This is a genomic window from Rheinheimera sp. WS51, from assembly GCF_050936095.1.
Lineage (GTDB): Bacteria > Pseudomonadota > Gammaproteobacteria > Enterobacterales > Alteromonadaceae > Alishewanella.
The window spans coordinates 733,374-758,161 of record NZ_JBOTRC010000001.1; the positions used below are offsets into that span (position 1 = coordinate 733,374).

Here is a 24,788-nt window from a genome sequence, read left to right on the forward strand (position 1 = left end):
TAAACACCTTAGGAGTTGCCTGTGCCTGTAAACTTTACCTTTTTAAGGCTAGCGCAAGGCTTGCTTGCGGCGAGTGCGATAACATTAGCGCTGATGCCACAAAATGCAGAGGCTCATGCTGAGCATGATAAAGCACGCTTTGTTGCGATAGATGGCCAAGATATTGGCCGCTGTGATAAACCACTTCGGCCTTGTCAAAGCATTGGCTATGCGGTTAAACAAGCCAATAAAGGTGATAAAGTTTTGGTTGCAGCAGGGCACTATTCGCTGGCTGATGAAGATCAGCTATTTTATCTGATCAGTGAAATTGTACCCGTACTAGGTGGTTATAGCCGCATTGACCATTACCAATTACAAGCACCAGAAATTAACCATACCACCTTAGGTGGTGTGCCTGCTGAGCTACAAGAGCAACTACAACAGCGCGGCTTTTATAGCTTACGAGATGGCAAAGCAACTGTGTCTGCAGCATTACAGACTAAATTGGCTCAGCATCAAAGTTTACAAACCTCGCAAAGTGCACAGCAATGTGTGGATGGCAAAGCCGGCAACTTCAGCTGTAGTAATATTGATTTAGTTGGCCATGTTGCTTTAGCTGACTTTAGTACGCGACCTTCTGCCGCTAATGATATTTGGGGCCATGTTGATTTAAATACCGGCACTGAATATGCGTTAATAGGCTTAACTAATGGTACGGCTGTTGTTAATTTAGCAACACCCGATGCGCCTCAAGTGACAGGGATTATTAGAGGTTCTACGACCAGCTGGCGTGATATTAAAGTGTATCAATACTTTGATCAGGCGCTTCGCCGCTGGCAAGCCTATGCTTATGTGTCGTCAGAGGGAAGTGATGGTATTCAAATTATTGATCTGACAAGATTACCGAGTGACATTTCACTTGCTGCAACTTATAGAGGGGTGACATCGAGCCATAATGTTTTTATTAGCGGTATCGACTATAGCACTAATACCCGCAATAGTGCGGCTGCACCTTTGTTACATATTGTTGGTCAAAATACTCAGCGCGGTGCAGTAACTACTTTATCTTTGGCTAACCCTACCCAGCTTAGCCCTGTATGGCAGCAAAATACCGCATTACGCTCTGACTATACTCATGATGTTGCAACCCTAGAAATTACCGATAACCGAGCAATTAGTGATTGTAAGCAAAGCCCGTGTCAGCTGTTATTTGACTTTAACGAACAAGAAGTCAAATTATGGGATGCTTCTATTGCTAATGAGCCAAGCAAGCTTGCGCAATTTAGTTATGATCAAGCTTCATATGTTCACTCTGGCTGGGCCACAGAAGATAACCGTTACTTGTTTGTGCACGACGAATTGGACGAAGTAGACTTTTCGCTAAAAACTACCTTACATATTTTTGCATTAGATGACTTACGCAACCCTGTTTTGCAGTCGGTATGGCGTGGCCCAACAAGAGCAATTGATCATAATGGGTTTGTTCGGGGCAATCGTTATTATATGTCCAATTACCAACGTGGTTTAACCATACTGGATATTAGTAATCCGGCTTCGCCTATAGAGGCAGGCTATTTTGATACCTTCTTACCTTCTGATGGCGCTGCTTTTAACGGCATGTGGGGAACCTATCCTTACTTACCCTCGGGTGTAGTTTTAGGCAGTGATATTAACTCGGGTTTGTATATTTTAGCGGATAACACTAAAGAGACAGCCGCCGGCACTTTATCGTTCAGCCAGTCGGCTATAGAAGTTACACCAGGCCAGGTTGCCCAAATAAAAGTGCAACGTCCAACAGGCTCGGGAGCAGTGAGTGTGGCTTATCACAGCTTGGCCGGTAGCGCAGAACAAGGCACAGATTACGAAGCTATTTCAGGTCGCTTAAATTGGTCGGCTAATGATCATAACGATAAACTCATTTCGTTAGCGACTTTAGACCGAGGCGAAGATGGGCGTCGGAGTGTTTTTGTCCGCTTATTCGACCCCCAAGGTGGCGTGACATTAGCCTCCCCAGCGATGGCAACCATAACTTTTGGTACCGAGCCGGCGCGGCCAGGTACATTAAGCATAGTGGCACAAAGTATAGAGGCACTGGAAGGTGAAAGTGTAGACGTTACTGTACAGCGTTTAGCCGGTAGTGATGGCGCTATTAGCGTGGCTTATTCATTAGCTGAAGGCACAGCACAAGCCGAGACAGATTATATTGATATTAGCGGCCAGCTAAGCTGGGCTGATGGTGATAGTAGTGATAAAAGCTTTACCATTAGCTTGCTTGATGACACAGAGCAAGAGCAAGACGAAGTCTTTACGGCGCAAATACACAGTGTTGATGCTAGTGTTATTTCGCCTAACAATAGCCTAAGCATTACTATATTAGACAATGATCTTAATACCGCACCACAGATCAGTGGTTTAGAAAATATAGAAGTTAATGCCAGTCAAAACGTAAGTATAACGGCAACCGCGGTTGATGCTGAAAATGACAATATTGAATATCAATGGCAACAAGTAAGTGGTACTAACGTTAATTTACAAAATGCGACCACGAATACGGTATCTTTTGTTGCACCGGCTAGTAGCGCGGCATTATCGTTAAGAGTAAGCGCTACAGACAGCCGAGGGGCTAGTAGTCATGCAACGGTACTGGTAACAGTTGTAGCCTTGCCAGCAGAGGATAACCAAGATAACAAATCCGGTGGTAGCAGCGCACCTATAAGCCTACTATTACTAATAAGCTTATACGCTTGGCGCCGCCGGCAGTAATTGTAACAACAACTAGGCCTAACCTGCTGAGACTAAGCTTCAGTTTCAGCTTTAATTCGCTTATAAAACCAAGCTAAAGCCAACAAGGTTAGGCCAAGTCCCATAAAGGAAGCAACGCGCCATAAGCCATCTAATCCGGCCATATCAATTAGAAATATTTTACCAATAACAACCAACAATAATACTAAACCCACTTTATACAGTTGCTGTATCTTTTTGCGGGCGCCAAATAACACCGCAGGAATAGACATTAGCATCCAGATCACCGAGTAGGTATAAACCTCACCGTCACTCGTGGCATTATTTAACGAGAGATCACTTCCTTGCCATAGCTGGCGGATTTCTATAGTGATAAATATAAAACTGGCTAAGCCGGCAAGTTGTAAGGCAAGTTTTTTATAACGAGGATCATAATAATAAGCGACCAGTAAAGCCCATATTATCGGGGCGCCATACGCCAATAACAGTATATTAAATAAAGCGGTACTAGAGACAAGTTCGCCACTAAACCAAGGGTTGTTATAGCTTAAACTAATAAAGTAACTGGCCGCAGCTAAGCCTAGTAGTAGTTTTGCGCTGAGTAAGTAAAAGCCTTTTAAACTTTTACTCAGGCTAGCACGATAATAATAAGTTAAACCTAATGCCGCCCATAAAGAGCTATTTATTGCTGATTCAACTAAATGGTATTGTGAACTAAAAATATCACCTTGATAAAGCCAATAGCGTAGTTCAGTGCCAATGGTTAGCACTAACAAGTGTAGTGACGCGGCTTCAAGCCAAACTTTAAGCTGTGCTTTTTCGTTGTTAGCACTCAGTTGCCTACTCGCTAAAAAGGCAAAAAGTGTGGCGCCACCATAAGTGTATAAAGACCAATGAACATCAGTAGGGTAGTCCGCTAACCAAGGGTTAAATGTTAGCCGTAATACAACAATGGCAACCATAGCTTTAAGCAATATTTCTAGCCAAGCTAATTGATAACGCCTAATTAAATAGGCTAAAGATAGTAGTTGGGCCGCAATGACTAATGATAATAAAGCTTCGCGCAAGTATATAACCGCAGCAAGGGAATAGGCAAAATGAGTGGCAAGGGTTAGCCAAAGTGCAATATTATCTTTCGGGTTTTTATGTAAACGCCAAGCGGCTACCGCGGCATAGATAAAGGCAAAACTAAGTGCAAAAAAGCTCCAGTGCAGTGACTGTGATAAACCATCAATATACACATAAGCTAATGCTAGCCAAATTAAAGGGGTTAACAGTGTTAACGAGACTCTTGGGTGGCTAAAGCCATAAAAACGCCATTGCCAAGCAGATAAGGCACTGAAAAGTAAGCTCATTAAACTGGCGTAGTATAAGAAGCTCTGTTGTAAATCTGCAGCTAAGGGTTGAAATTGATAGCCTGTTAAGTTTGACTTCAAAACCATAGCAATCCAAGCCGCGATATGAAGTATAAGGCTTAACCAGGGCAGGGCCCAAAAACTTTGTCGCTTAGTAGAAGCTAACATTAATACTGCCACTAAGGGTGCCCAAGTAATAAAAGACGTCATAGACTCGACATGCCAAGGCTTATAGCCAAGAACAAAAAGCGATACAGCCCAACCTAAGATGACAACAGATAAAGCGATTTGATTTAATGAGAAACTGTATTGATGGATTTGTATATTTTTAGCATCTAATGCTTTTAGTAGATTTTTGCTTTTAGCCTGTAATAACCAGTCAAAATGAGGTAGTGCTAGTAAGGCCCATGCAAATAGGGCGAGATAAATTGCTCTAAAACTATCAGCGTCATACGCGAGGATTGAAATAAGCCACCAACCCATAGTGCCAATAATAATGCTCCACCATAGCCAAGGCCGAAATACAAAGCGTAATAAAATAAGGGCCGAGCCACTAATAATTAAAACGTAAATTAACGCTGATACGATATTGCCACTGCTAGAGCTAACAAAAAGAGGAACAACATAAGCGGCTATTAAGCCTAATATTGCTAATAGAGGGCCGTGAACCAAAGATAAAGCCATGGTAGCTAATGACACTAAAGCTAACAAAGCAAAAGCCCAGCCTGGTGTAATTAGCTGATACATATGTAAGCCAGCCAATAAGGCTGCATAAAGCGTAATGCTGGCGCCCCCAGCGAGTGATGCAAAAACAGGATCGCTTTTGCCATTACGACGGCGTAAGCCATTAGCAATAATGTGCAGTAATACACCACTAATAATTGCTAGGCTAATTTGTGTTTTAGGGCCAAGCAGTCCCATATTAATACTGTGCTTAACCATAAATATTCCCGCTAAACCTACAGAAATACCGCCTAGCCAGATCATCCAGTTGTCTATTATAGAAACAAGCCATTTGGGTTTAGCCTTAACAACAGGCTGTTTTGGCCGCGCTGTAGAAGAAGGGGCAACGAGAGGCTTAGCGGGTACAGCTTGTTGCTGCGGTTCAAGTGCAGCCTTTGCTAGGTGTGGGGCATTAAGTTGACTGGAGCTCAATTGCGTTTTGTTGCTAGTGCTTAGATTACTGGTGCTTAGATTGCTAGAGCTTTGATTACGAGTACTTATATTGCTAGTAGCTATATTACTGCTACTTAGGCTATCGCTAGATTGCAGGCTGGCTGTTTGCTCAGTGACTTGTTGCTTTAGCTTATTAAAGTCGGCTGATAATTGTTGGTATGCCTCGCTTAATGCATTAACCTTAAAAAAAGCCACCCAACCTAAAATGCCACCAATAACGATAGCTAAGCTTAAAAGGACAATAACTAAAACAATAGTTTCCATGCTTATTCCATTAATCAATTTAAGCAGTTGCTTAATATGGCAAAGTGTACAAAAGTTGTGTGTACAAGAGTCGCTAGGTTAGGGTGAATAACCTTTATGTTCAATAGCCGCATGTAAATTAGCTGTTATATTTAATAAGCTTTTCGGTAGTGGCCTTGATAATCAAAAATTCGCTCTTGCACTTGCCAGTAGTGTTTTACTTTACGAGCAATAACAAAATCAGGCGCAGCTAATAAGCTTTGTACAGCCAATACTTGTTCAAGTTTGGTAAACGCTTGTGGCGCTTGGCTATTCGCTAAACGTCGTCCGAACAGCTTATTGAAGATGTTGCGCTGAGCTGGGTTACTAAAATCGAACCATTCACTAAGCTCTTCGCCATCTTCACCGTGATAAGTCACTTTTAGCTTAGCTTTATTGCTACTGGCTTTATTGCTTAAAGCCGTATTTTCCACTGTTTGGCTATTTAAGGTTATTCCTGCACAGCGAATAACCATAGCGTTTTTTAGTTTTAGTGCATCACGTAACTGATCATCAGGATCAATAATGGCTTTTTTACATTGCTGGCAATTGCGGGCGGCTATATCATTTTCGCTGCCACAGTGCGGGCACTCTTTAAAACGAAAACGGTAATCACACTGGATTGGGCTAAAAAGTGTCGCGTCTTGCTCGTCATCGTTATCAAGCGCTAGCAGCCCCTGACAGCGGCGTCCATAGTGTTCTATTATCTGGCCTGAACTGTCTGTTTTACCCCAAAATATATTAGCAAAGCCACAACTTGGGCATAATACCTGCACCGGCTCACTGTCGAGGTTAGGCTTTTTCTCGCCGACTTCTGGGTGATACAAATTGATATTATTACCGGCGTAATCTATTACTAGGCAATCTTGTTTAGCCTCGCTTAAACGCAGGCCGCGCCCGACAATTTGTTGATATAAACTGACTGACTGTGTAGGGCGTAAAATAGCAATGAAATCGACATGAGGGGCATCGAACCCCGTAGTGAGTACTGAGACATTCACTAAATATTTTAACTTTCGCTGTTTAAATTTCAGGATCAGGTGATCGCGTTGTAGTTGATCGGTTGCACCTGTAATTAGTGCTGTTTGTTGCGGTGGTAGATAACCACTGATTTCTTTAGCGTGCGCCACTGTTGCAGCAAAAATCATAACCGCTTGTCGCTTAGCGGCTAGCTCTATTACTTGTTCAATAATCGCTTGGGTAACACGCTGATGTTTAGTCAGCAGCTGGTTAACCTCTTTTTCAGCGTAGTCGCCAAAACGGTTTGCTGTTAAGGCTGAAAAATCATACTGCGCTACAGCAGCATCAATTAGCAAAGGCTTAGTTAGATAGCCTTTATTAATCATATAATTTAACGGCAGTTCATTTATACAATAGGTAAAAGGCTTGTCTTGTTCAGCTCTAACAAAGCCACGATAGTGATAACGATAAATCCAGCCCATCCCTAAACGATAAGGGGTAGCTGTAAGGCCTAGTACTTTTAGGCCGCTATTTTGCTGGCGCAACTGCTTAATTATACGTTGATACTGGCTGCTATCTTCACCACTGACTCGATGACATTCATCGATAATAAGCAAGGAGTATTCATTTTTAAACTGGCTAAGGTTTGCCGCTACCGATTGAACACTGGCAAAGGTTACTTGATGATAATTGTCCTTGCGATTTAACCCTGCAGAGAAAATACCGCCAACTAAACCATAACTTTGATACTTAGCATGATTCTGTTCAACTAGCTCTTTAACATGGGCTAGCACCAAAATTTTACGTCGTGCTAAGCGGGCTAATTCAGCAATAACCAAACTTTTGCCTGCACCTGTTGGCAGCACTATTACCGCTGAATGATCAGATTGTCGAAAGTGTTTTAATGTGGCATCAACAGCTTCTTGCTGATATGGCCGCAGCTTAAATGGCGCATTCATTTAGCATGACTTTTTAAAGGCTAAGTTACAGAGCCGATATATTAACAAATCCTGTCAGTAATAACGGCTCTAATTTTGCCTTAGTATTGAGTGAGTACATTACTAAGTACCGCAAGAGATAGGTGCTGTGACAAAAAAGATAAAAAATGTCACTATGTAAAGATTACAGCTTAGCCGTAACATCTACTGGTATTAAATATAAAACCTAATATAAAAAAGGAATGAATTAGTGTAAGATTTTGATTTATTTAGGTTATTTTTCTTGGCTTATTCTTTGCTACAAAAATAAGTACAAGCAGAACATTGGGGCTGTACTCAAGTACTGCTAGTCTTATATTTTAAGGAGGTACATTATGGCTAACTCAACAACTCAAAAAGCTTCAACTAATGATTCCGCACCTATTACTGAAAAAGCAACTGCTGCGGCACATGACGCTGTAGATGCATTGTCTAGCAAAGCAGCAGGAGCTGAGCAAACACTGCGTAAGACGGCGGCAGAATCAAATGAGGCATTTCATCAGCGTCAAGAACAAGTGATGTCTCAGTTAGAAACCGGCTATCAACGAACCCGCAGTTTTGCAACTGAAAACCCACTTGCAACAGCTGGTATTGCATTTGCCGCAGGCGTTTTATTAACCTCATTGCTGCGCCGTGGAAAGTAATTAATGTCAGAGCAAAATATTCAGCAAACATCGACACCCAGTAGTGATGCAGATACTGATACAAGCAGGACTACAGATACAAAACAGGCCTCAGCTTTAAATAAAACGCTAGACGATGTTGCTGAAATTGCTGCGTTAGCCAGTTCGGTAGCGCAGCAATATAAGGAGCAAACCGCTTTAGTTAAGCAACAAGCCAAAGCAGAATGGGCTCTGTCTGTTAAGAGTTTAACATTAGCCATTGCTATTTTAGTTTGCTTTGGTGTGGGGCTTGTAATGCTTTGGGCCAGTGTTTTAACTTTAATCGGTGCGGCACTGTTTCAGTTGTTTGACTCTCTTTTGCTGACAGTAGCAGTGCTATTAGTATTGCAAGTTATCGCTTTAATTTGGTGTTGGCGCAGTATGCGCTATCTATTTAAGCAAGTGGGTTTAAGACAAACCCTTATCCAAGTTGAACAGTTATTGGGTCAAAAGCAAACTTGTTCTAATAAAAGCTCAGATTAGCGGGCACAAATATTAACAAGAATAGCGACTGGAGAATTCAATGCTAATTGCAGCTTTAATAAAAAAACAGCAACAAAAAATTGCCGATAATAGTGCGCAATGGCAACAGCAGCAAAAGTTATTGCAAGCCGAAACGTGGTTATTAAAGCAAAGAGCAAAGCAGTTTTTAGGTTCGACACCTGGGCTAGTACTGAGCTTTGGGGCCGGTGTTCTGATGCAAATGCGACATAAATCTATTGTTAAAACTGTGCGGAAAACTTTAGGCTTTGCGTGGTTTCGACAACTTATCGCTTTGATATGACAAGAACTAAACCAACCGCCGCTCAAAAACGTCATTCACTTCATTTAGCTTCTACTGCAGCCATGAAAATTTTGGTTGTTTTAGCAGTTGCCTACACATTTTATTTTTGCCGAAGCTTACTGTTACCTCTGATGTTGTCGGGGTTAGTGGCACTATTTAGTAGCCCTGCCGTTAGGGTATTAACACGCATTCATATTCCTAAACCTCTAGCCGCTGCGGCAGTGTTAAGTATTTTAGTTTTTGGTGTAGGCTTTGGTATTAGCTTGCTGTATCAGCCAGCATCGCAATGGGCTGAACGGTTACCTTTGCTTAGTCATAAATTAGCGGATCATGTAGGTGACATGTCGGACTCAATTAACTCGATTAAAGAGGTGGTGTTACCTACCCAGAGTGACAACCCTAGCCCTGTGACCAATGCCGTAGGCTCTGGCGTTATCCCGTTATTATCTTTTATAGCCCAGGCTACAGCCATGGCACTTTTTCAGTTAGCTGCTGTGATTATGCTAACTTATTTTTTTCTGGTGTTTGGTGACACCTTAATGCGTAAGTTGGTGCAATTTAAAAGCTCACTACATGAGAAAAAGAATCTAGTTGTTATGTTTCAAACAATACGAGACGATATTTCACGATATGTATTATTGGTATCTGTGATTAATGTTTCTTTAGGTCTTGCTACAACGGCTGTATTACATTTACTTGGGGTTGCAGATCCTATGTTGTGGGGGGCGTTAGCCGCAATTTTAAATTTTGCGCCTTATATAGGTCCAGTTATTTTGCTCGTGCTATTAAGTGCAGTTGGTTACACTGAATATCAACAGTTGAGTGATATTTTATTAGTACCAGGGGCTTTTTTAGTTTTAAATATTATTGAGTCTCAGCTTATTACACCTCTAGTGCTAGGGCGTCGTTTTAATATGAACCCACTTTTGGTTGTAATTTGGATGTTTATTTGGGGCTGGATTTGGGGAGCTGTTGGGGTATTAATCGCTATACCGCTATTGGTCAGTTTGAAAATTATAACAAGTCATCTTGATATTGACCCTAAATGGCTACGCTTACTTGAAACTTAAAGCAAGATTGTCAGAAGTCAGATCTTAGGAATTCAAATGATACAGTTTAGCTATATGCTTCTGTTTTTATTGCTAGTTTCTAGCAATACGAGTGCAAATACGCAATTTAATCGTGAGCAGTGTCAGCAATTAAATCAGCAGCGTAAAGCCATTCGTAGCCAATTACGTCAACCCTACACTGCAGAGCAAGGCCAGAAGTTACAAGCAAAACAACAAGAGTTGCTGCGGTTATTACAAGTGCATTGTAAAAAGCCTAATGGCAAATAAGCCTTTGTCGTGCTTTGCAAAATAAAAAGTAATTTTAAGCTGTTACAGCTATGGTGTTACAACAAATTTACTTAAGCCAATCAGTTGCTCTGATTCTGTGACTACTTTAACTTGCCATTTGCCCACAGCTTCAGCGGGGAAGTTTACTTTATGAGTCCAAGCACGATATCCCTGATCACGGCCGCCAGTGATATCTAAGGTGATCCTGTCGACCTCTTTATTATTATGCAGCCAGACATGGTAAATTTTTTCGTTAAGGCCTCTGGGCGCTTTGACGGCAGTCCAGCTATATAAGCCTTGGCGGTGTAAGGCATAAGCATCTAATATTTTAACGCTTGTGCCAGGCTTACGTTGTTTTAAATCAACCTCGTGCGACAAAGTCATGCCAGTTAACCGTAAAGCTGCTGGCGGCACCCAGCTTCGTAATTGCCATATGCCAGCACTTAGACTCCCTAGCACAATTAATAATAGGGGTAAGCGCCACCAGCGAACATTAGGCATTAGGCTGTCTAGGCTAGGGATAGTCAGAGCAATTGCTATAATTAATGCCGCGGCTAAGCTTTGGCTGGTGGTTAAATTTAATAAAATGGGCAATATAACCAGTAATACCACAAACAGTGAAAAGGTATGAAATATGACAAAAAGTGTACGATTAGGCGCTAGCTTTTTATAGTAAAGCGGATCTATTAATGACACTAGGGCACATAACAAAATAAGCGCTGTAAAAACGGCCTGCGGGTGATTCCAGCTTGTGACTGCAAGAAAAAAGGGTAAGGCGAAAAATAAACTTTCCTGATGCACCATTTGTAATACAAAGCGCATAATATTAGGTGATAAAGCCAGACCAAAGCGTTGTTCTACGGTTTCTCGTAGCCAGTTATCAATCAGTAGCCACACCCAGCTAAATAGTAATAAAACAGCTATAAATTGGGCTAATGAAGCTTTACGCTCCACCAGCACATAACTGGCAATACCAGAGCTAAATGCCAGAACTGCCAATAACCCAGGATACTTTTGCATTAGGTTAATTAGTTTAATAACGAGACTTTTAAAATAATTCATTGGGCAATTAACCTTAGTTATTTTGGTGCTATATAACGAATAGTTTCAGTTCAATTGTATAGCAGAAATAGCTAAGCGGATATTTAATCAAAATAACTTTTCAGTTTTTAAAGCTAAATGGAATAGGTAGTAATGTCACTGTTGCTTGTGGCTAAGCTAAGAATATGGTTTGATCTACATTTAGTTAAATAAGGAACACAATGGCAATTGATATAACGAATAATATACAAATAGCTGATAATGAAATTGACTGGCAGTTTGTACGAGCGTCAGGAGCGGGTGGTCAGCATGTTAATAAAGTCTCTACTGCTGCGCATTTGATTTTTGATATTAATGCCTCGTCGTTACCGGAATTTTATAAGCACCGTCTGTTGGAATTTACGGATCATCGCATTAGCAAAAGTGGCAAGATAATTATTAAGTGCCAACAAAGCCGCAGTCAAGAAATGAACCGTGAAGTGGCATTAGAACAATTTTTAGCGTTAATTAAGGCTGCGACCGTTGTGGCAAAAAAGCGAATTGCCACTAAGGCTAGTTATGGCAGCAAACAACGGCGTTTAGCAACTAAAAAACAAAGAGGCGCAACTAAAGCGCTGCGCCAAAATAAGCCTGACTTTTAAGCTAGTTTCTAAAGCTTATTGCCTTAGAGTTTTTTGCTTACAGCATTCTAGCGCGAACCGATTTGGTTTTTATTTTTCGCTGCTGAATTAGCTGTAAAGCGAGTTTAACCGCTGAACGTTTTACCGCAACAAAGCACCATAAATCGTGCAATTGAATTTTACCTAAATCATCATTGGTCAGTTGTTTAGTCGCCGTGAGGGCACCAACAATATCACCAGCACGAATCTTATGCTTTTTACCCGCATCAAGTTGTAAAGTGGCCATTACTGGGCTTGCGGGTTTAAGTTCACTATTAGGCTCGGGTAGTTCTTCAGGGCGAATACTGATATTCAAACTGTCTTCTATCGGTAATAATTTAGCTGCATCACTCGCGGTAAATAGGCTAATGGCTAAGCCTTTTTGTCCGGCGCGCCCAGTACGACCTATACGGTGAATATGAGTATCTGCATCATGAGCTAGTTGGTAATTAAATATGGCATCAACGCTATTAATATCTAAACCTCGAGCAGCAACATCGGTTGCCACTAAAATACAGGCACTGCCATTGGCAAATTGCACAAGGGTTTGATCGCGATCTTTTTGTTCCATATCGCCATGCAAGGCTAAAACGCTAAAGCCATATTGTTGCAGAGCATCGGCAACGTCTTGAGTTTCGCGTTTGGTATTACAAAAAACAATACTACTTTGTCCTTGGTAGTGCAGTAATAAAGTATAAAGTGCTTTTAAGCGGCTGCGCTGATCATTAACTTGAAAAAACTGTTGGCTAATACTGCTGTTATCATGTTGATGCGCGATAGTGATTTCTACCGGTTTATGTAATAAACGTTGACTAAGCTGGGCGATAGCTGCCGGATAAGTTGCACTAAATAACAACGTTTGGCGCGGCGTTGGCGCTTTACTTATAACCAAATCTAAATCGGCTTGAAACCCCATTTCTAGCATACGATCGGCTTCATCTAGCACTAAGGTGGTTAAATCTTTAAGGCGTAAGCGGCCTTTTTCTAAGTGATCAATTACGCGCCCTGGTGTACCGACAATAATATGAGCGCCGTGCTCTAATGAGCCAATTTGTGGGCCTATAGGCACGCCGCCACATAAGGTGAGAATTTTTATATTATGAATATTACGGGCTAATTTGCGTAATTCTGCAGCAACTTGGTCTGCTAATTCACGGGTAGGGCAAAGGACTAAGCTTTGCACTCGAAAATACTTTACATCTAATTTTGCTAAAATTCCTAAACCAAAGGTAGCCGTTTTGCCCGAGCCGGTTTTAGCCTTGGCGATGACATCTTTACCCGCTAATACAGCAGGTAAGGCTTCGGCTTGGATCTCGGTCATTTTGCTGTAACCCAGATCGGTTAAATTAGTTAATAAGGCTTTAGGTAAGTTTAAGGTTGAAAACGCGTGTTGAGTCATGCTTGGCTCCGCAAAAATAAGTACTGCAGGCAGCTGCCAGCAAAGGGGCGGCATTGTAGCAGAAGTTTACAGCTTTGCATTAATGATATGCTGTTTTTTTCAGCACTATAGTTTAATAGCCACAGAAGAGGGTGCAATTATAGCTAGTTCATTAAATTAACCCGCACGAGTTCACGCTAGTACGGGTTGATATTTATTGGTAATTACTTAGATTTGGATTTGGTTTTTTCAGTTAGTTTGTCATTACCAACTAAACTGGTCTCTGCTTGTTCTAATTTTGCAGATGAGGTTAAACTGATAACTTTTTCATCTGCAGTAGGTAGCGTCTCGCCTAAGAAGCTCCCACCGCGTTCGATACATAAGTCGTCTGAATAAATTGCGCCATGAGCTTTACCGTTAGGCAGGATCTCAACTGTATTGGCATAGCAGTTACCTTCAAATATGCCATTGATGATAACTTTATCTGCTGTTATTTCACCTTTCACCCGGCCACTAGCACTAATTGTTAAGGATTTATCGCTAACAATTTTACCTTCAACATAACCATCAATATGCAAATCACAGCTTAATCGGATACTGCCGTTAATTGTGCATCCTTGAGCGATGATAGTTGGAGTTGACTGCTTGCCTTTGTTTGCAGCATGCTTACTAAAGAGTCCCATTTAATGCTCCGTTCTTGTTCAAACACCAGATCGAAGTTGCTCGCATTCCAATCCATAAAGCTTTGTGGATTAAGCGCTCGATCAAGAAAATGTATCTCGTAATGTAAATGTGGCGCTGTAGATAAGCCTGAATTGCCTGACATAGCAATAAGTTGCCCTTTATGGATAAAGCTACCACTTTTAACGTTAAAACTATCTAAATGCGCATAAAGTGATGAAAAACCAAAAGCATGACGAATTTTCAGTAGGTTGCCATAGCCCGTTTTACTTTTACGCACTACTTCAACTACGCCGTCGGCAGGAGCGTATATGGCTGTGCCTCGTTTAGCTGATAAATCAACACCTTTATGGTGTTTTTGCTTGCCAACTATAGGGTGATGACGTATACCAAAACGAGATGAGCGATGACTAAAGTCTAAGGGGGAACCGTTAGGAACCAACTGTAACATTGCTTGGCGGGCGGTTGAGTTAACCGAAGCGGTATCTAATCGACTTTCTAAATTTTGTGGGTACTGTTGTTCAAGACCAAGCGCTAACTCTATTTCACCAACCCGATTTATTACCTGCAACATCTCATCTTGCTTTGCTGCTAACTCTTGAGCTAGCTGCTGTTTGCTTTGTTGTAAATTAGCAATTTCGGTTTTTAATTTATTCGCTTGGGCAGTAAGCTCTTTGCGCTGCACTTGGCTGTTATCTACAGTGCGTAACAAATAATCAATGACGCCTGCGGTGATAATAAGACTAAATAATAACAACCATAAACCAATGATGGCGTTACGCTTAAAAAGCGTACTAATATTAAAATGACGTGTACCACTGATGGTAGAAACAGAAATGAGTATGCGATCTTTCATTCAGATAAGTTCTGGCTCAATGGTTTAAAGTAAATAAGACAGCCAAAATAGGGGGCTTTGTAGCGAGTGTCAAGTTTTTTGACGCAAACAGACTGAGCACTTACCAACGTGCAAAGTGGTTCTCCGCTAGGCCTGGCACCTGATTTATCACTATTTTTTCACCCTGCTCACTGATGATACTGCCATTAAAAAAACCACAGTATTGACGAAAGTTACTGGCAACAATGCCTAGATTCAGTTTTTCTTGGCGTGCTTTTTTTGGCGTAAACACTAGCTGGATACGTTTATCTGCACTGTGAATAAGCCACTCTGCATCAGGTTTAGTTGGATTAAGCTCAATAGCAACACCGGTTAAATGCTCTTTTTGGCCATTTAACCAAAATACATTTTCCGTAAAGCCGGTTTCATTAACGCCCGCAGCAAGGTTTAAACCAAAACAACCTTCGGTTAATTCAGCACTAATGCTTGCCCAGCGCCAACTTGTCTCGCGTCGCATGTAGCCGGCTGAAAAATCATAACCAGCTAAAGCTGAACTTAAATCAAGCGTGTTGCCTTTATAAGCCAAGTGGCCACTTAAACCTAATGCATTATGTTTTTGGGTGTAAGTCCAGCCGTTATAGCCTGTAGGTGTGCACATTGCTAAGGGTTGGCCTGTATTGGCAACATTTAACTGAATTTCACCATTAAACATGGCACCACTTAATTTGAGCCGCCAATTGTTATTATCTATACAGATGTGGATATTTTGTTTGGCAAACAGGCTAGCGCAACCGGCCACGGGAGATTTGCTCATTGTGACGCCGAAGCTTAAAGGCTTTATAATGCTAATTTCATCTAAGCGGTTTTCTTTACGTTGATAAAAATAACAAAAGCCATTAGCAGCATAACGAATGTCAGCAATGGCGATGCCAATTTGCCAATCTGGATGGCTAATACTGATAAATTGAAACTGTTTAAAATGTAGGTATTTAGCGAAACGTGAGGCGGGCTTATCCATCACAGTTTGATAGGCAAATTCGCTTAAGGCGAAGTCGGTAATCGGGCTGTCAAAATAGCCAAACCGTGGTTGGCCTTGGTCATTAATTAACTTGTTAATGTGAGTGCTAGCTGCCATGACGCGCCATAGGTTAGTAAGCTTATGGCATCAAAGCATATTTTGTATTGGCTTAGCAAGAGACTAGGGGCAATGGTTTAACGTAAAGTTATTTGGTTGCCCCCTAATTTCATTGTTAATTAGTGTTCGGCTGTTCCATCAATGCCGTGCACATGGCCATGAGCCAGCTCTTCTTCAGTGGCGTCACGCACTAAAGTTACTTCAACGTCAAATGATAGATCGATTCCGGCTAATGGGTGGTTACCATCAACAATAACTTCATTTTCAGTAACTTCTAACACGATAACTGACTGCTCTTGACCTTCAGGGCCGGCTGCGCGAAAACGCATACCAGGGGCGACGTCCATACCTTCAAACATGTTTTTTGGTACAGCTTGAGTTAAAGCGTCATGGCGCTCACCATAAGCTTGCGCAGCGGGAATATCAGCTTTAAACGTATCGCCGCTAGATTTACCAATTAATGCTTGCTCTAAACCAGGAATTAATGAGCCGTGGCCAAATAGAAAGACTAAAGGCTCGCCACCTTTAGATGAATCTAATTCGTCACCGTTTGGATTAGTAACGGTGTAGTGAATGGCGACAACTTTGTCTTGAGAAATGGTCATGAAAACCTCTGTTTTATAGGGAGTAAGGTAACGGTACTATTTGTAACGACGGCGCACTGTCGCTACTCAACCGCAATGAGTCTGCCGCTGTTGTGTCATTAGGCAGCACAGCAATTATCCACAATTGGTTGTTGATATTGGCTGCATTAACAACCTGGCCAGTTCGGCGCCAGTTTTCGTTAAGTTGAATTTCGATGTCAGTACCTGCTGCAGGTAACTCATCACTTTGTGCTTGTAAAATATAGGCAGCGCGCTTATTACCACCACGGAATTTAAGTCGAGCCACAGTTTCTTGGCCCATATAACAGCCCTTGCTAAAGCTGATGGCATCTATGGCCTGCAGGTTTAACATCTGAGGCACCAGTTTGCCTATTAAGCTTTGCTCTAAATAGCTAAAGCCACAACGAATATGTTCGGCTAACCACAGGTTAGGTGCTGCTAAAGGAAAATCTTGTTGCATCAGCTGTTGTGCTGCAGCAATAGGTTGCACCATTATAAAGTGGCTAGGTGCTAAGCATAATAAAAACGCATCATTATGACGCTTTGTTTGGCCAACTTGCGGTAATTCAAAACCTAACTGGCTAATTAGGGCTGTGACTTGTTCATTATCACTGCCACCAATACCAAAAACTGCGTATTGATCTTGACCAGATGTAAAGTCAACTTTAGAAAAGACACCAAACTTTTTCCACTGCTCGATTGAGGCTGTTAGCTCATCACGAAAAGCGATAACCACTAACGAAGCCGCTTGCTCTTGGCTATTTGGCTTTACTGCCATGCAAAGGTGAAACTGAGACCACATTTTGCCTTTAGCGTCACAATGGGCACCGCGTAAAAAGTTTGTTTCCTCTAGCGTATGTAGATCGCAGGTAGTTTGGCTCTGCATATATTTAATCGCATCAACACCGCTTATTGTTAAGGTATCAAAAGCAGGTAAAGGTGCAATAAAAGCCTGTAGTGGCTCAGTAGAAAGTTCAGCGTAATGTTCGGGGGTTAACCAAGATGTATGCATAATATGCTCAGCTACTTTAACTCAATTATTGGTCGATAGTATAATCATTGGGGAATACAACTAAAAGCTCAACCCCAAGACAGAAAATTTGTTAGAATTACTGTTTTGAATCATGCTCATTGTTATTTGAGCCATGCACAAGGTGATGTATGACAGAATTAATGATAAAACCAAGATTACGCTGGGCGTGCCGCCGAGGGATGCTTGAGCTTGATGTGTTATTGGCTCCTTTTGTTGAAGAAGGCTACGACGCGCTAAGCTTGCAGCAAAAACATGACTTTGAACGCTTACTGGCAGCAGATGATCCTGATTTATTTAGTTGGTTTATGGGCCACGGTCAGTCTGATGATCCAGCATTACAAGCTTTAGTGACCGTGATATTGGATCGTGTCCGAGTTTAATTTATGTATTAAACCCTCTAAGCTAGTTCAGTATTTATTCTGGGGAGCATTGGTGATGCCTTTACTCGTGTTACTTGCCAACCCAGTAAAGGGCTATGACTGGCTTATTATTGCGCCTGTGCTTTTAGTTTATTATTTAGCTTGGTTGCAATTAAAACCGCTGCCAAAAATGCAGCTGGCAACGTTAAGTGCCGATGGCGACTTACATTGGTTTGCACCGTTAAATGATACTGGCAGAATAAAAGCCGGTGGTTTAGTTTGCTTATATGCACTTAGAGTAAACTGGTACAGTGATAATCAACAGCGGGTTTTGCGCAGGTGGATTTTTAGTGATCAGTGCCAAGTGCATGAATTTAGAGCTTTAGCGCGGCTGATTAACCAAACTAATTGGTCTTGCAGCCGCAGCAAGGGTTAAGTTTTATTTGGGCTCTAAAATTGTCGGTTTAGGCGCAGCTAATAAATTTGGATAGTCTAGATTATAATGTAAGCCTCGGCTTTCTTTACGTTGCATTGCACTATGGATAATCAATTCAGCCACTTGCACTAAGTTTCTTAATTCAAGTAAATTATGACTAATATGAAAATTACTGTAGTACTCATTAATTTCCCGTTGTAGTAATTCGACGCGATGCAAAGCACGAGCAAGTCGCTTATTTGTTCTAACTATGCCTACATAATCCCACATAAACAGCCTTAATTCATGCCAGTTATGACTGATAACAATTTCTTCATCTGAATCACTCACACGGCTATCATCCCAAGCAGGTATTGGTGCTAAAGGTGAATGAGCATCAAGTTGAGATAAGATATGCTTGGCAGCAGCTTGGGCAAATACGACACATTCTAATAATGAATTGCTTGCCATTCGATTAGCACCATGTAGGCCGGTATAAGCAACTTCGCCTATAGCGTACAAATTGCTAATATCAGTTTGGCCATCTAATGAAGTTAAAACACCGCCACAGGTATAATGCGCTGCAGGAACTACAGGAATGGGTTGCTTGCTAATATCAATACCAATACCTAAACATTTAGCATAAATTGTTGGAAAGTGTTCAATGATAAAGTCTTTGGGTTTGTGGCTAATATCTAAATAAACACAATCTGCGCCTAAGCGTTTCATTTCAAAGTCAATAGCGCGAGCAACAATATCCCGAGGCGCTAGTTCAGCGCGAGGGTCAAAGTCTGGCATAAAACGACTGCCATCAGGGCGCAATAAATAAGCACCTTCGCCACGCATGGCTTCGGTAATTAAAAAGTTTGGTGCATCTGGATGATATAAGCTGGTAGGATGAAACTGGTTAAATTCCATATTAGCCACCCGACATCCAGCTCGCCAAGCCATTGCAATACCATCCCCACTAGCAACGTCGGGATTGCTGGTATAAACATAGACCTTACTGGCGCCACCTGTAGCAAGTGCAACAAAACGAGAGCGTATAAGTTCTACTTCACCACTGGCTGTATTTAAAACATAGGCGCCATAACAACGCTTGGCATCTAGGCCTATTTTTTTACCGTTAATTAGATCAATAGCATTATAGTTTTCTAATAGTTGAATATTCTTATGAGCTTTTACTTGATCAACTAAAGTGATTTGGACAGCTTGGCCGGTTGCATCGGCTGCATGTAAAATACGCCTATGGCTATGACCGCCTTCACGAGTTAGATGATACTGCAATTTACCCGATTCATCTTGATACTGATCAAAAGGGACGCCTTGTGATATAAGCCACTGCATTGCCGTTTTGGCATTATTGGCAGTAAATTGCACTGCCGCCTCATCACATAAACCGGCACCGGCGATAAGCGTATCATTGACATGAGAGTCAATACTGTCATTTTCATCAAATACAGCCGCTATTCCACCTTGGGCATACAAGGTAGAACCTTCACGTAAAGGGCCTTTGCTTAACACTAAAACTTTTGCGTTATCAGCTAGTTGTAAAGCCAATGAGAGACCAGCAGCACCGCTGCCAATAATTAATACATCACAAAGATATTCTTTTTCTTGCTTCATGCGATACACTTGTTTGCAGTCAAAGTCAGGCTATTGTAGCTTTTTTGGTAAACTTATTAGAACTATTTCTTTTATCAATGGTCGTAATGGTACGCAAGAACAGCGCCAGTTAGCATTTTAGTCAGTATTACAGGGGATTAGCTCGAACATGAGCGAGCAAGAATTGGACTGGCAAATTGTCCAGCGTGTACAACAAGGTGATAAAGCCGCATTTAATGTGTTGGTAAAAAAATATCAGCACCGAATAGCGAACTTAATATCTCGATATGTCTCTAACCATGGAGACGTAGCCGATGTCGCACAAGAAGCTTTTATTAAAGCTTATCGTGCTATACCCGGTTTTCGCGGTGAAAGTGCTTTTTATACTTGGCTTTATCGAATAGCAGTTAATAGTGCAAAAAATTACTTAGTGGCTAAAGGTAGAAAGCCACCAGCAACAGATGTTGATGCCGAAGATGCTGAGTTTTTTGAGGGCAGTGATGCCTTAAAAGAACAAGATTCACCGGAAAAGTTATTATTATCTGAAGAGATACGTTCAGTTGTGTTTAACACAATTGACAAACTGCCTGATGAGTTACGTACTGCGATTACATTACGTGAGTTAGAAGGGTTAAGTTACGAGGAAATTGCGGAGGTGATGGCATGCCCTATTGGGACTGTACGCAGCCGTATTTTCAGGGCTAGAGAAGCAATTGATGCTCAACTTGCGCCGTTAATAAGTTAAGTATCTAGACACAATACTAGTTAATATAACTAGATAAAATGACAGGAATTAATATGTCGTCAGAAAACCAGGTATGGCTCTCAGCTGCTAGCGATAATCAACAGATCCAAGAGCAAGAGCTTGATCTGTTGTTAGAGCAGACCGAGTTACAGCAAAAATTGCAGCGCTATCACACTATAGGTGCTGTCTTGAGGCAAGATAAAAGTATTGAGCTTCCAGAAACTTTTGCTGATGATATTGCTTCAAGCTTAGTCGACGAGCCGGTATATAACTTACAGCAAACAAGTCGTTTGCAAACCAAAGTAAGTACTGAGTCTAATGCTAAAGCTGCAAATGGCAGTTGGTTTCAAGCCATTGCTCAAGGCGCTATAGCAGCGGGTGTTGCTCTAATGGCCGTTTTTGGGGTGCAACAATACCAGCAGTCACCTGAACAGGATGGCTTATCTCCTTTGCCAGTACTACAAACTCAACCTGTGGCGGGCTTCGCAACGCCTGTTAGCTTAAGTCAAACGACCGTTAGTTCGCGGTTCGAACAGCAAGAGCAGCAAGTTATGCTAGAACAGCAAAAACGATTGCAAGCTCTGTTAAATGCGCATAGACAGCAAGTACGTAGTATGGAGCAACAACAGGTGACTCAGCAAGAGTCAACAGCGGTTGATAACGAGTAAAAATGATGCGATTTCAAGGCTTTTGTTGCGCTATAGTATTGCTATTTTCCTCTGTAGTGCAAGCCGAAACTGCGGGCTGGACTTTATTTAATAAAGTGCAAAACGCTGTAAAAGAATATAATTTTGATGCTTCTTTTGTTGTGCTAAAAGGTAGCCAAGTAGACACTTATCGCTGGTTACATGGCAAATCTGACCAGCAAGAAATAGAGCATTTAATTCCGTTAGATACCAACGGCGTGGATATATTGCGCCGTAATGAGTCCATCTACTACTTATTAAGTGAAAGACCGGCCTTTGTGTTATCGGGTCATACGATCACTGAGCTTCCAGCCATACTTTTTGAATCTCAAGCTAAACTAGCAGTATTATATAACGCCGTGCCAGGTAGCAGTTCTGTGATGTCGGGGCGCAGTGCACAATTATTGCGTTTAACGGCAAAACAACCTAATCGCTATCATTATTGGTTATGGTTAGATAGTGAAACCGGCTTCCCATTACGTATTGACACTTTATCTGAGCAACAAGCTCCGCTAGAGCGTTGGTTAGTAACCCATATGCAAATTAGCAGCGAGCTTCCAGAGAATCTACAAGCATTATTAAATGCCGATTTACCTAAACCAAATGCGGGTTCAGTTAAATTAATGCCACAATCACAGCAGAAACTAACCTGGTTACCAGATTCGTTCCAGATTGTTAAGCAACCAGCGGCTATACCTCAGCTAGAGTCTAGCCTGCAGAGTTATTGGCTACTGAGCGACGGATTACATCAAGTATCCGTATTTGTTCAGCCTAGTAAGGGGGTGCCTACTCAGGCTTATCGTGATGGCGCGACCACCATATTTGTGCAAAACACCGCTAGCTTGGAAGTTACAGTCATAGGCCCCGTCAGTATTGATGTTGCCCGTCAACTAGCTGCAGGGGTTAAATAATGATTGAGCAACTGGCGAGTGTCGTTGCGGTGGATACGTCTGGCGTCTGGTTAACCACTACGCCGGTGAGTAGTTGTAATGCTTGTAATGTAAGCGATGATTGCGGCACGGGTATAGTCGCTAAAACTTTAACGCCGCGACAGCACCGTTTTTTTGTTAGTACTTCTCTTAGTTTATTGCCTGGTGAACAGGTTAAAATTGCGGTGTCGGAGCAAAACTTATTGCAAGCAGCGTTTGTGGTTTATCTATTGCCTTTAGTATTAATGCTGCTTAGCGCCTTATATGTCAGCAATGGATTACAATTAACAGAAGGCTGGGTAATGTTAGCAGCACTTTTGGGTGCTAGTATTGGTTTTTTCATCGCTCGCCGGTTTAGCTTATGGCAACAAACTAAAACAGAACAAATACATATAATCCAAGTCCTGCCTGAACTTAAAATACATCCAGCTTAAACCGACATTTGCCTCATCTATTTTTTAAATAGTTGCTTCGGCTTATTTAATAACACATAGCAAGGCGTCGCGGGATAGAGTACAATTCGGACTAATTTTTCAGAATAACCTGCGTTTTAGGTATTGGCTTTGCTATATATGGCTTAGCCAAACTAAGTCGCCTCAATGTTTTTACGGACAACATGCCAAAACTTAATCACATCAGAAACTTTTCTATTATTGCTCACATTGATCACGGTAAATCTACCTTATCAGATCGGCTTATCCAGTATTGTGGTGGCTTGTCTGATCGCGAAATGCAAAAACAGGTATTAGACTCGATGGATTTAGAGCGAGAGCGCGGTATTACCATCAAGGCACAAAGCGTTACGCTTAATTATAAAGCCGATGATGGAGAAACCTACCAGTTAAACTTTATCGACACGCCAGGTCACGTAGACTTTAGCTATGAAGTAAGCCGTTCATTAGCGGCATGTGAAGGTGCCTTGTTAGTTGTTGATGCAGGGCAAGGTGTTGAAGCGCAAACCGTCGCAAACTGTTACACCGCCTTAGATATGGATTTAGAGGTCATTCCGGTTTTAAATAAAATCGATTTACCGCAAGCCGACCCTGATAGAGTGGCTGAAGAAGTTGAAGATATTATTGGTATTGAAGCCCTAGGTGCTGTGCAGTGCTCGGCTAAAACCGGTATTGGTATTAAGGATGTTTTAGAAACAATAGTTAAAAAAATACCTGCTCCTGAAGGGGATATTGACTTACCAACACAAGCGTTAATTATTGACTCATGGTTTGACCCCTACCAAGGTGTTGTCTCTTTAGTTCGGATTAAACATGGCACTATTAAAACCAAAGACAAGATTAAAATCATGTCAACCGGCCAAGTATATGAAGTTGATAAAGTTGGTATTTTTAGCCCTAAAGCGCATGAAACTGGCGCCTTACATCCTGGCGAAGTAGGCTATATTATTGCCGGAATTAAAGAAATTAAAGGCGCGCCAGTTGGAGACACGTTAACCTTATCTCGTAACAGTGCTGAGAAGCCGTTACCTGGTTTTAAACGGATTAAACCTCAGGTTTATGCTGGTATTTTCCCAGTGTCTTCAGACGATTATGAAGACTTCCGTGATGCATTAGCTAAGTTAAGCTTAAACGACTCTTCTTTATTCTATGAACCTGAAAGTTCAGGCGCATTAGGCTTTGGTTTTAGAATTGGTTTCCTTGGCATGTTACATATGGAGATCATTCAAGAGCGCTTAGAGCGTGAGTATGATCTTGATTTAATCACTACAGCGCCAACAGTAGTTTATGAAGTGATCACCAAAGATGGCTCTAAAGTGATGGTAGATAACCCTAGCGCTTTGCCGCCAGTGGGTGAAATTGATGAAATCCGTGAGCCTATCGTCGAAGCACATATTTTAGTGCCACAAGAATACTTAGGCAACGTTATTACGCTGTGTGTTGAAAAACGCGGTGTACAAGTCAATATGAGTTATCACGGTCGTCAAGTTGCAGTTGTTTATGAGCTGCCTATGGCTGAAGTAGTAATGGATTTCTTTGACCGCCTTAAATCAACTAGTCGTGGCTATGCGTCATTAGATTATGCATTTAAACGCTTCCAAGCTTCTAATATGCAAAGAGTTGATATTTTAATTAATGGTGAACGCGTTGATGCTTTAGCTATTATTAGTCATATAGATTTTGCTCAAGGCCGAGGCCGACAGCTGGCTGAAAAGTTAAAAGAGCTAATACCACGTCAGATGTTTGATATTGCCATTCAAGCGGCTATTGGTAGCCATATTATTGCTAGGACGACTATCAAGCAAATGCGTAAAAACGTTTTAGCTAAATGTTATGGCGGTGATATCAGCCGGAAGAAGAAGCTTTTACAAAAACAAAAAGATGGTAAAAAGCGAATGAAGCAAGTGGGTAACGTAGAGGTGCCTCAAGAAGCCTTCCTAGCAATATTGAAAGTTGGTAATTAATTAAGGGATTTA

General features: G+C 41.6%; 24 protein-coding genes. 14 read left to right on the top strand and 10 right to left on the bottom strand.

Annotation, left to right across the window (positions count from 1 at the left end):
• Positions 1-21: 21 nt before the first annotated feature.
• The gene (locus ACRCA4_RS03410; RefSeq protein WP_433184165.1) at positions 22-2,742 is read left to right on the top strand and encodes a choice-of-anchor B family protein; all 2,721 of its coding nucleotides are present in this window, start codon (positions 22-24) and stop codon (positions 2,740-2,742) included.
• A 32-nt stretch (positions 2,743-2,774) separates the two neighbouring features.
• Here the strand turns inward: ACRCA4_RS03410 and ACRCA4_RS03415 are convergent, their stop codons facing one another.
• Together ACRCA4_RS03415 and ACRCA4_RS03420 are read right to left on the bottom strand one after the other, a co-directional pair.
• Complete coding sequence (locus ACRCA4_RS03415; RefSeq protein ID WP_433184167.1) at positions 2,775-5,516, bottom strand: DUF2339 domain-containing protein; 2,742 nt, start codon at positions 5,514-5,516, stop codon at positions 2,775-2,777.
• A 131-nt stretch (positions 5,517-5,647) separates the two neighbouring features.
• On the bottom strand, positions 5,648-7,453 hold the full coding sequence (locus tag ACRCA4_RS03420) for a DEAD/DEAH box helicase family protein (protein WP_433184170.1): 1,806 nt from the start codon (positions 7,451-7,453) through the stop codon (positions 5,648-5,650).
• A gap of 353 nt (positions 7,454-7,806) precedes the next feature.
• Here ACRCA4_RS03420 and ACRCA4_RS03425 point away from each other — a divergent pair, with 353 nt between their 5' ends.
• Genes ACRCA4_RS03425 through ACRCA4_RS03445 form a run of 5 tightly spaced genes read left to right on the top strand, consistent with a single transcriptional unit; the run spans position 7,807 to position 10,254 of the window.
• Positions 7,807-8,115, top strand: coding sequence for a DUF883 domain-containing protein (locus tag ACRCA4_RS03425; RefSeq protein WP_433184173.1), 309 nt, complete (start codon positions 7,807-7,809; stop codon positions 8,113-8,115).
• Positions 8,116-8,118: 3 nt separating this feature from the next.
• Positions 8,119-8,616, top strand: a complete 498-nt coding sequence (locus ACRCA4_RS03430) for a hypothetical protein (protein ID WP_433184175.1) — start codon at positions 8,119-8,121, stop codon at positions 8,614-8,616.
• A gap of 40 nt (positions 8,617-8,656) precedes the next feature.
• Positions 8,657-8,917 (top strand): hypothetical protein, encoded by a 261-nt coding sequence (locus ACRCA4_RS03435; protein ID WP_433184178.1) that lies wholly within the window; start codon positions 8,657-8,659, stop codon positions 8,915-8,917.
• Positions 8,914-9,987, top strand: coding sequence for an AI-2E family transporter (locus ACRCA4_RS03440; RefSeq protein ID WP_433184181.1), 1,074 nt, complete (start codon positions 8,914-8,916; stop codon positions 9,985-9,987). Before ACRCA4_RS03435 ends, ACRCA4_RS03440 begins: the two co-directional genes overlap by 4 nt.
• 36 nt (positions 9,988-10,023) lie before the next feature.
• Positions 10,024-10,254: a hypothetical protein gene (locus ACRCA4_RS03445; RefSeq protein ID WP_433184184.1), complete on the top strand. Its 231-nt coding sequence runs from the start codon at positions 10,024-10,026 to the stop codon at positions 10,252-10,254.
• Between the two features lie 48 nt (positions 10,255-10,302).
• On the opposite strand, the gene ACRCA4_RS03450 is transcribed toward ACRCA4_RS03445, so the two are convergent.
• On the bottom strand, positions 10,303-11,316 hold the full coding sequence (locus ACRCA4_RS03450) for a DUF5924 family protein (RefSeq protein ID WP_433184186.1): 1,014 nt from the start codon (positions 11,314-11,316) through the stop codon (positions 10,303-10,305).
• A gap of 200 nt (positions 11,317-11,516) precedes the next feature.
• Between ACRCA4_RS03450 and arfB the strand changes: the two genes are divergently transcribed.
• The gene (gene arfB / locus ACRCA4_RS03455) at positions 11,517-11,936 is read left to right on the top strand and encodes an alternative ribosome rescue aminoacyl-tRNA hydrolase ArfB (protein WP_433184189.1); all 420 of its coding nucleotides are present in this window, start codon (positions 11,517-11,519) and stop codon (positions 11,934-11,936) included.
• A gap of 37 nt (positions 11,937-11,973) precedes the next feature.
• On the opposite strand, the gene dbpA is transcribed toward arfB, so the two are convergent.
• From dbpA to ygfZ, 6 genes are all read right to left on the bottom strand, one after another.
• Positions 11,974-13,353 carry an ATP-dependent RNA helicase DbpA gene (gene dbpA, locus ACRCA4_RS03460; protein ID WP_433184191.1) on the bottom strand — a complete coding sequence of 460 codons (1,380 nt, stop codon included), beginning with the start codon at positions 13,351-13,353 and terminating at the stop codon, positions 11,974-11,976.
• A 203-nt stretch (positions 13,354-13,556) separates the two neighbouring features.
• Complete coding sequence (locus ACRCA4_RS03465) at positions 13,557-13,910, bottom strand: bactofilin family protein (protein ID WP_433184194.1); 354 nt, start codon at positions 13,908-13,910, stop codon at positions 13,557-13,559.
• Positions 13,911-13,918: 8 nt separating this feature from the next.
• Positions 13,919-14,869, bottom strand: coding sequence for a peptidoglycan DD-metalloendopeptidase family protein (locus ACRCA4_RS03470; protein ID WP_433184197.1), 951 nt, complete (start codon positions 14,867-14,869; stop codon positions 13,919-13,921).
• Positions 14,870-14,969: 100 nt separating this feature from the next.
• A complete protein-coding gene (locus ACRCA4_RS03475) occupies positions 14,970-15,983 on the bottom strand; it encodes a DUF2804 domain-containing protein (RefSeq protein ID WP_433184200.1) in 1,014 nt (337 codons plus the stop codon).
• Positions 15,984-16,102: 119 nt separating this feature from the next.
• Entirely contained in the window at positions 16,103-16,588 is a 486-nt protein-coding gene (locus tag ACRCA4_RS03480) for an FKBP-type peptidyl-prolyl cis-trans isomerase (protein ID WP_433184203.1), read from the bottom strand.
• A 13-nt stretch (positions 16,589-16,601) separates the two neighbouring features.
• Positions 16,602-17,600: a tRNA-modifying protein YgfZ gene (ygfZ, locus tag ACRCA4_RS03485; protein ID WP_433184206.1), complete on the bottom strand. Its 999-nt coding sequence runs from the start codon at positions 17,598-17,600 to the stop codon at positions 16,602-16,604.
• A 149-nt stretch (positions 17,601-17,749) separates the two neighbouring features.
• Between ygfZ and ACRCA4_RS03490 the strand changes: the two genes are divergently transcribed.
• Both ACRCA4_RS03490 and ACRCA4_RS03495 read left to right on the top strand, forming a co-directional pair.
• Positions 17,750-18,001 carry a succinate dehydrogenase assembly factor 2 gene (locus ACRCA4_RS03490; RefSeq protein ID WP_433184209.1) on the top strand — a complete coding sequence of 84 codons (252 nt, stop codon included), beginning with the start codon at positions 17,750-17,752 and terminating at the stop codon, positions 17,999-18,001.
• Positions 17,988-18,416 carry a protein YgfX gene (locus tag ACRCA4_RS03495; RefSeq protein ID WP_433184212.1) on the top strand — a complete coding sequence of 143 codons (429 nt, stop codon included), beginning with the start codon at positions 17,988-17,990 and terminating at the stop codon, positions 18,414-18,416. The genes ACRCA4_RS03490 and ACRCA4_RS03495 overlap by 14 nt, the downstream gene beginning before the upstream one ends.
• 3 nt (positions 18,417-18,419) lie before the next feature.
• Here the strand turns inward: ACRCA4_RS03495 and nadB are convergent, their stop codons facing one another.
• Positions 18,420-20,021, bottom strand: coding sequence for an L-aspartate oxidase (gene nadB, locus ACRCA4_RS03500; protein WP_433184214.1), 1,602 nt, complete (start codon positions 20,019-20,021; stop codon positions 18,420-18,422).
• A gap of 148 nt (positions 20,022-20,169) precedes the next feature.
• Between nadB and rpoE the strand changes: the two genes are divergently transcribed.
• The 5 genes from rpoE (at position 20,170) to lepA (ending at position 24,776) form a co-directional block, all read left to right on the top strand.
• A complete protein-coding gene (gene rpoE, locus ACRCA4_RS03505; protein ID WP_433184217.1) occupies positions 20,170-20,745 on the top strand; it encodes an RNA polymerase sigma factor RpoE in 576 nt (191 codons plus the stop codon).
• Positions 20,746-20,798: 53 nt separating this feature from the next.
• On the top strand, positions 20,799-21,413 hold the full coding sequence (locus ACRCA4_RS03510; protein ID WP_433184220.1) for a sigma-E factor negative regulatory protein: 615 nt from the start codon (positions 20,799-20,801) through the stop codon (positions 21,411-21,413).
• 2 nt (positions 21,414-21,415) lie between these two features.
• On the top strand, positions 21,416-22,342 hold the full coding sequence (locus ACRCA4_RS03515) for a MucB/RseB C-terminal domain-containing protein (protein ID WP_433184222.1): 927 nt from the start codon (positions 21,416-21,418) through the stop codon (positions 22,340-22,342).
• Positions 22,342-22,794 (top strand): SoxR reducing system RseC family protein, encoded by a 453-nt coding sequence (locus ACRCA4_RS03520; RefSeq protein WP_433184224.1) that lies wholly within the window; start codon positions 22,342-22,344, stop codon positions 22,792-22,794. Before ACRCA4_RS03515 ends, ACRCA4_RS03520 begins: the two co-directional genes overlap by 1 nt.
• Positions 22,795-22,976: 182 nt before the next feature.
• Positions 22,977-24,776, top strand: a complete 1,800-nt coding sequence (gene lepA / locus ACRCA4_RS03525) for a translation elongation factor 4 (protein ID WP_433184227.1) — start codon at positions 22,977-22,979, stop codon at positions 24,774-24,776.
• Positions 24,777-24,788 lie beyond the last annotated feature (12 nt).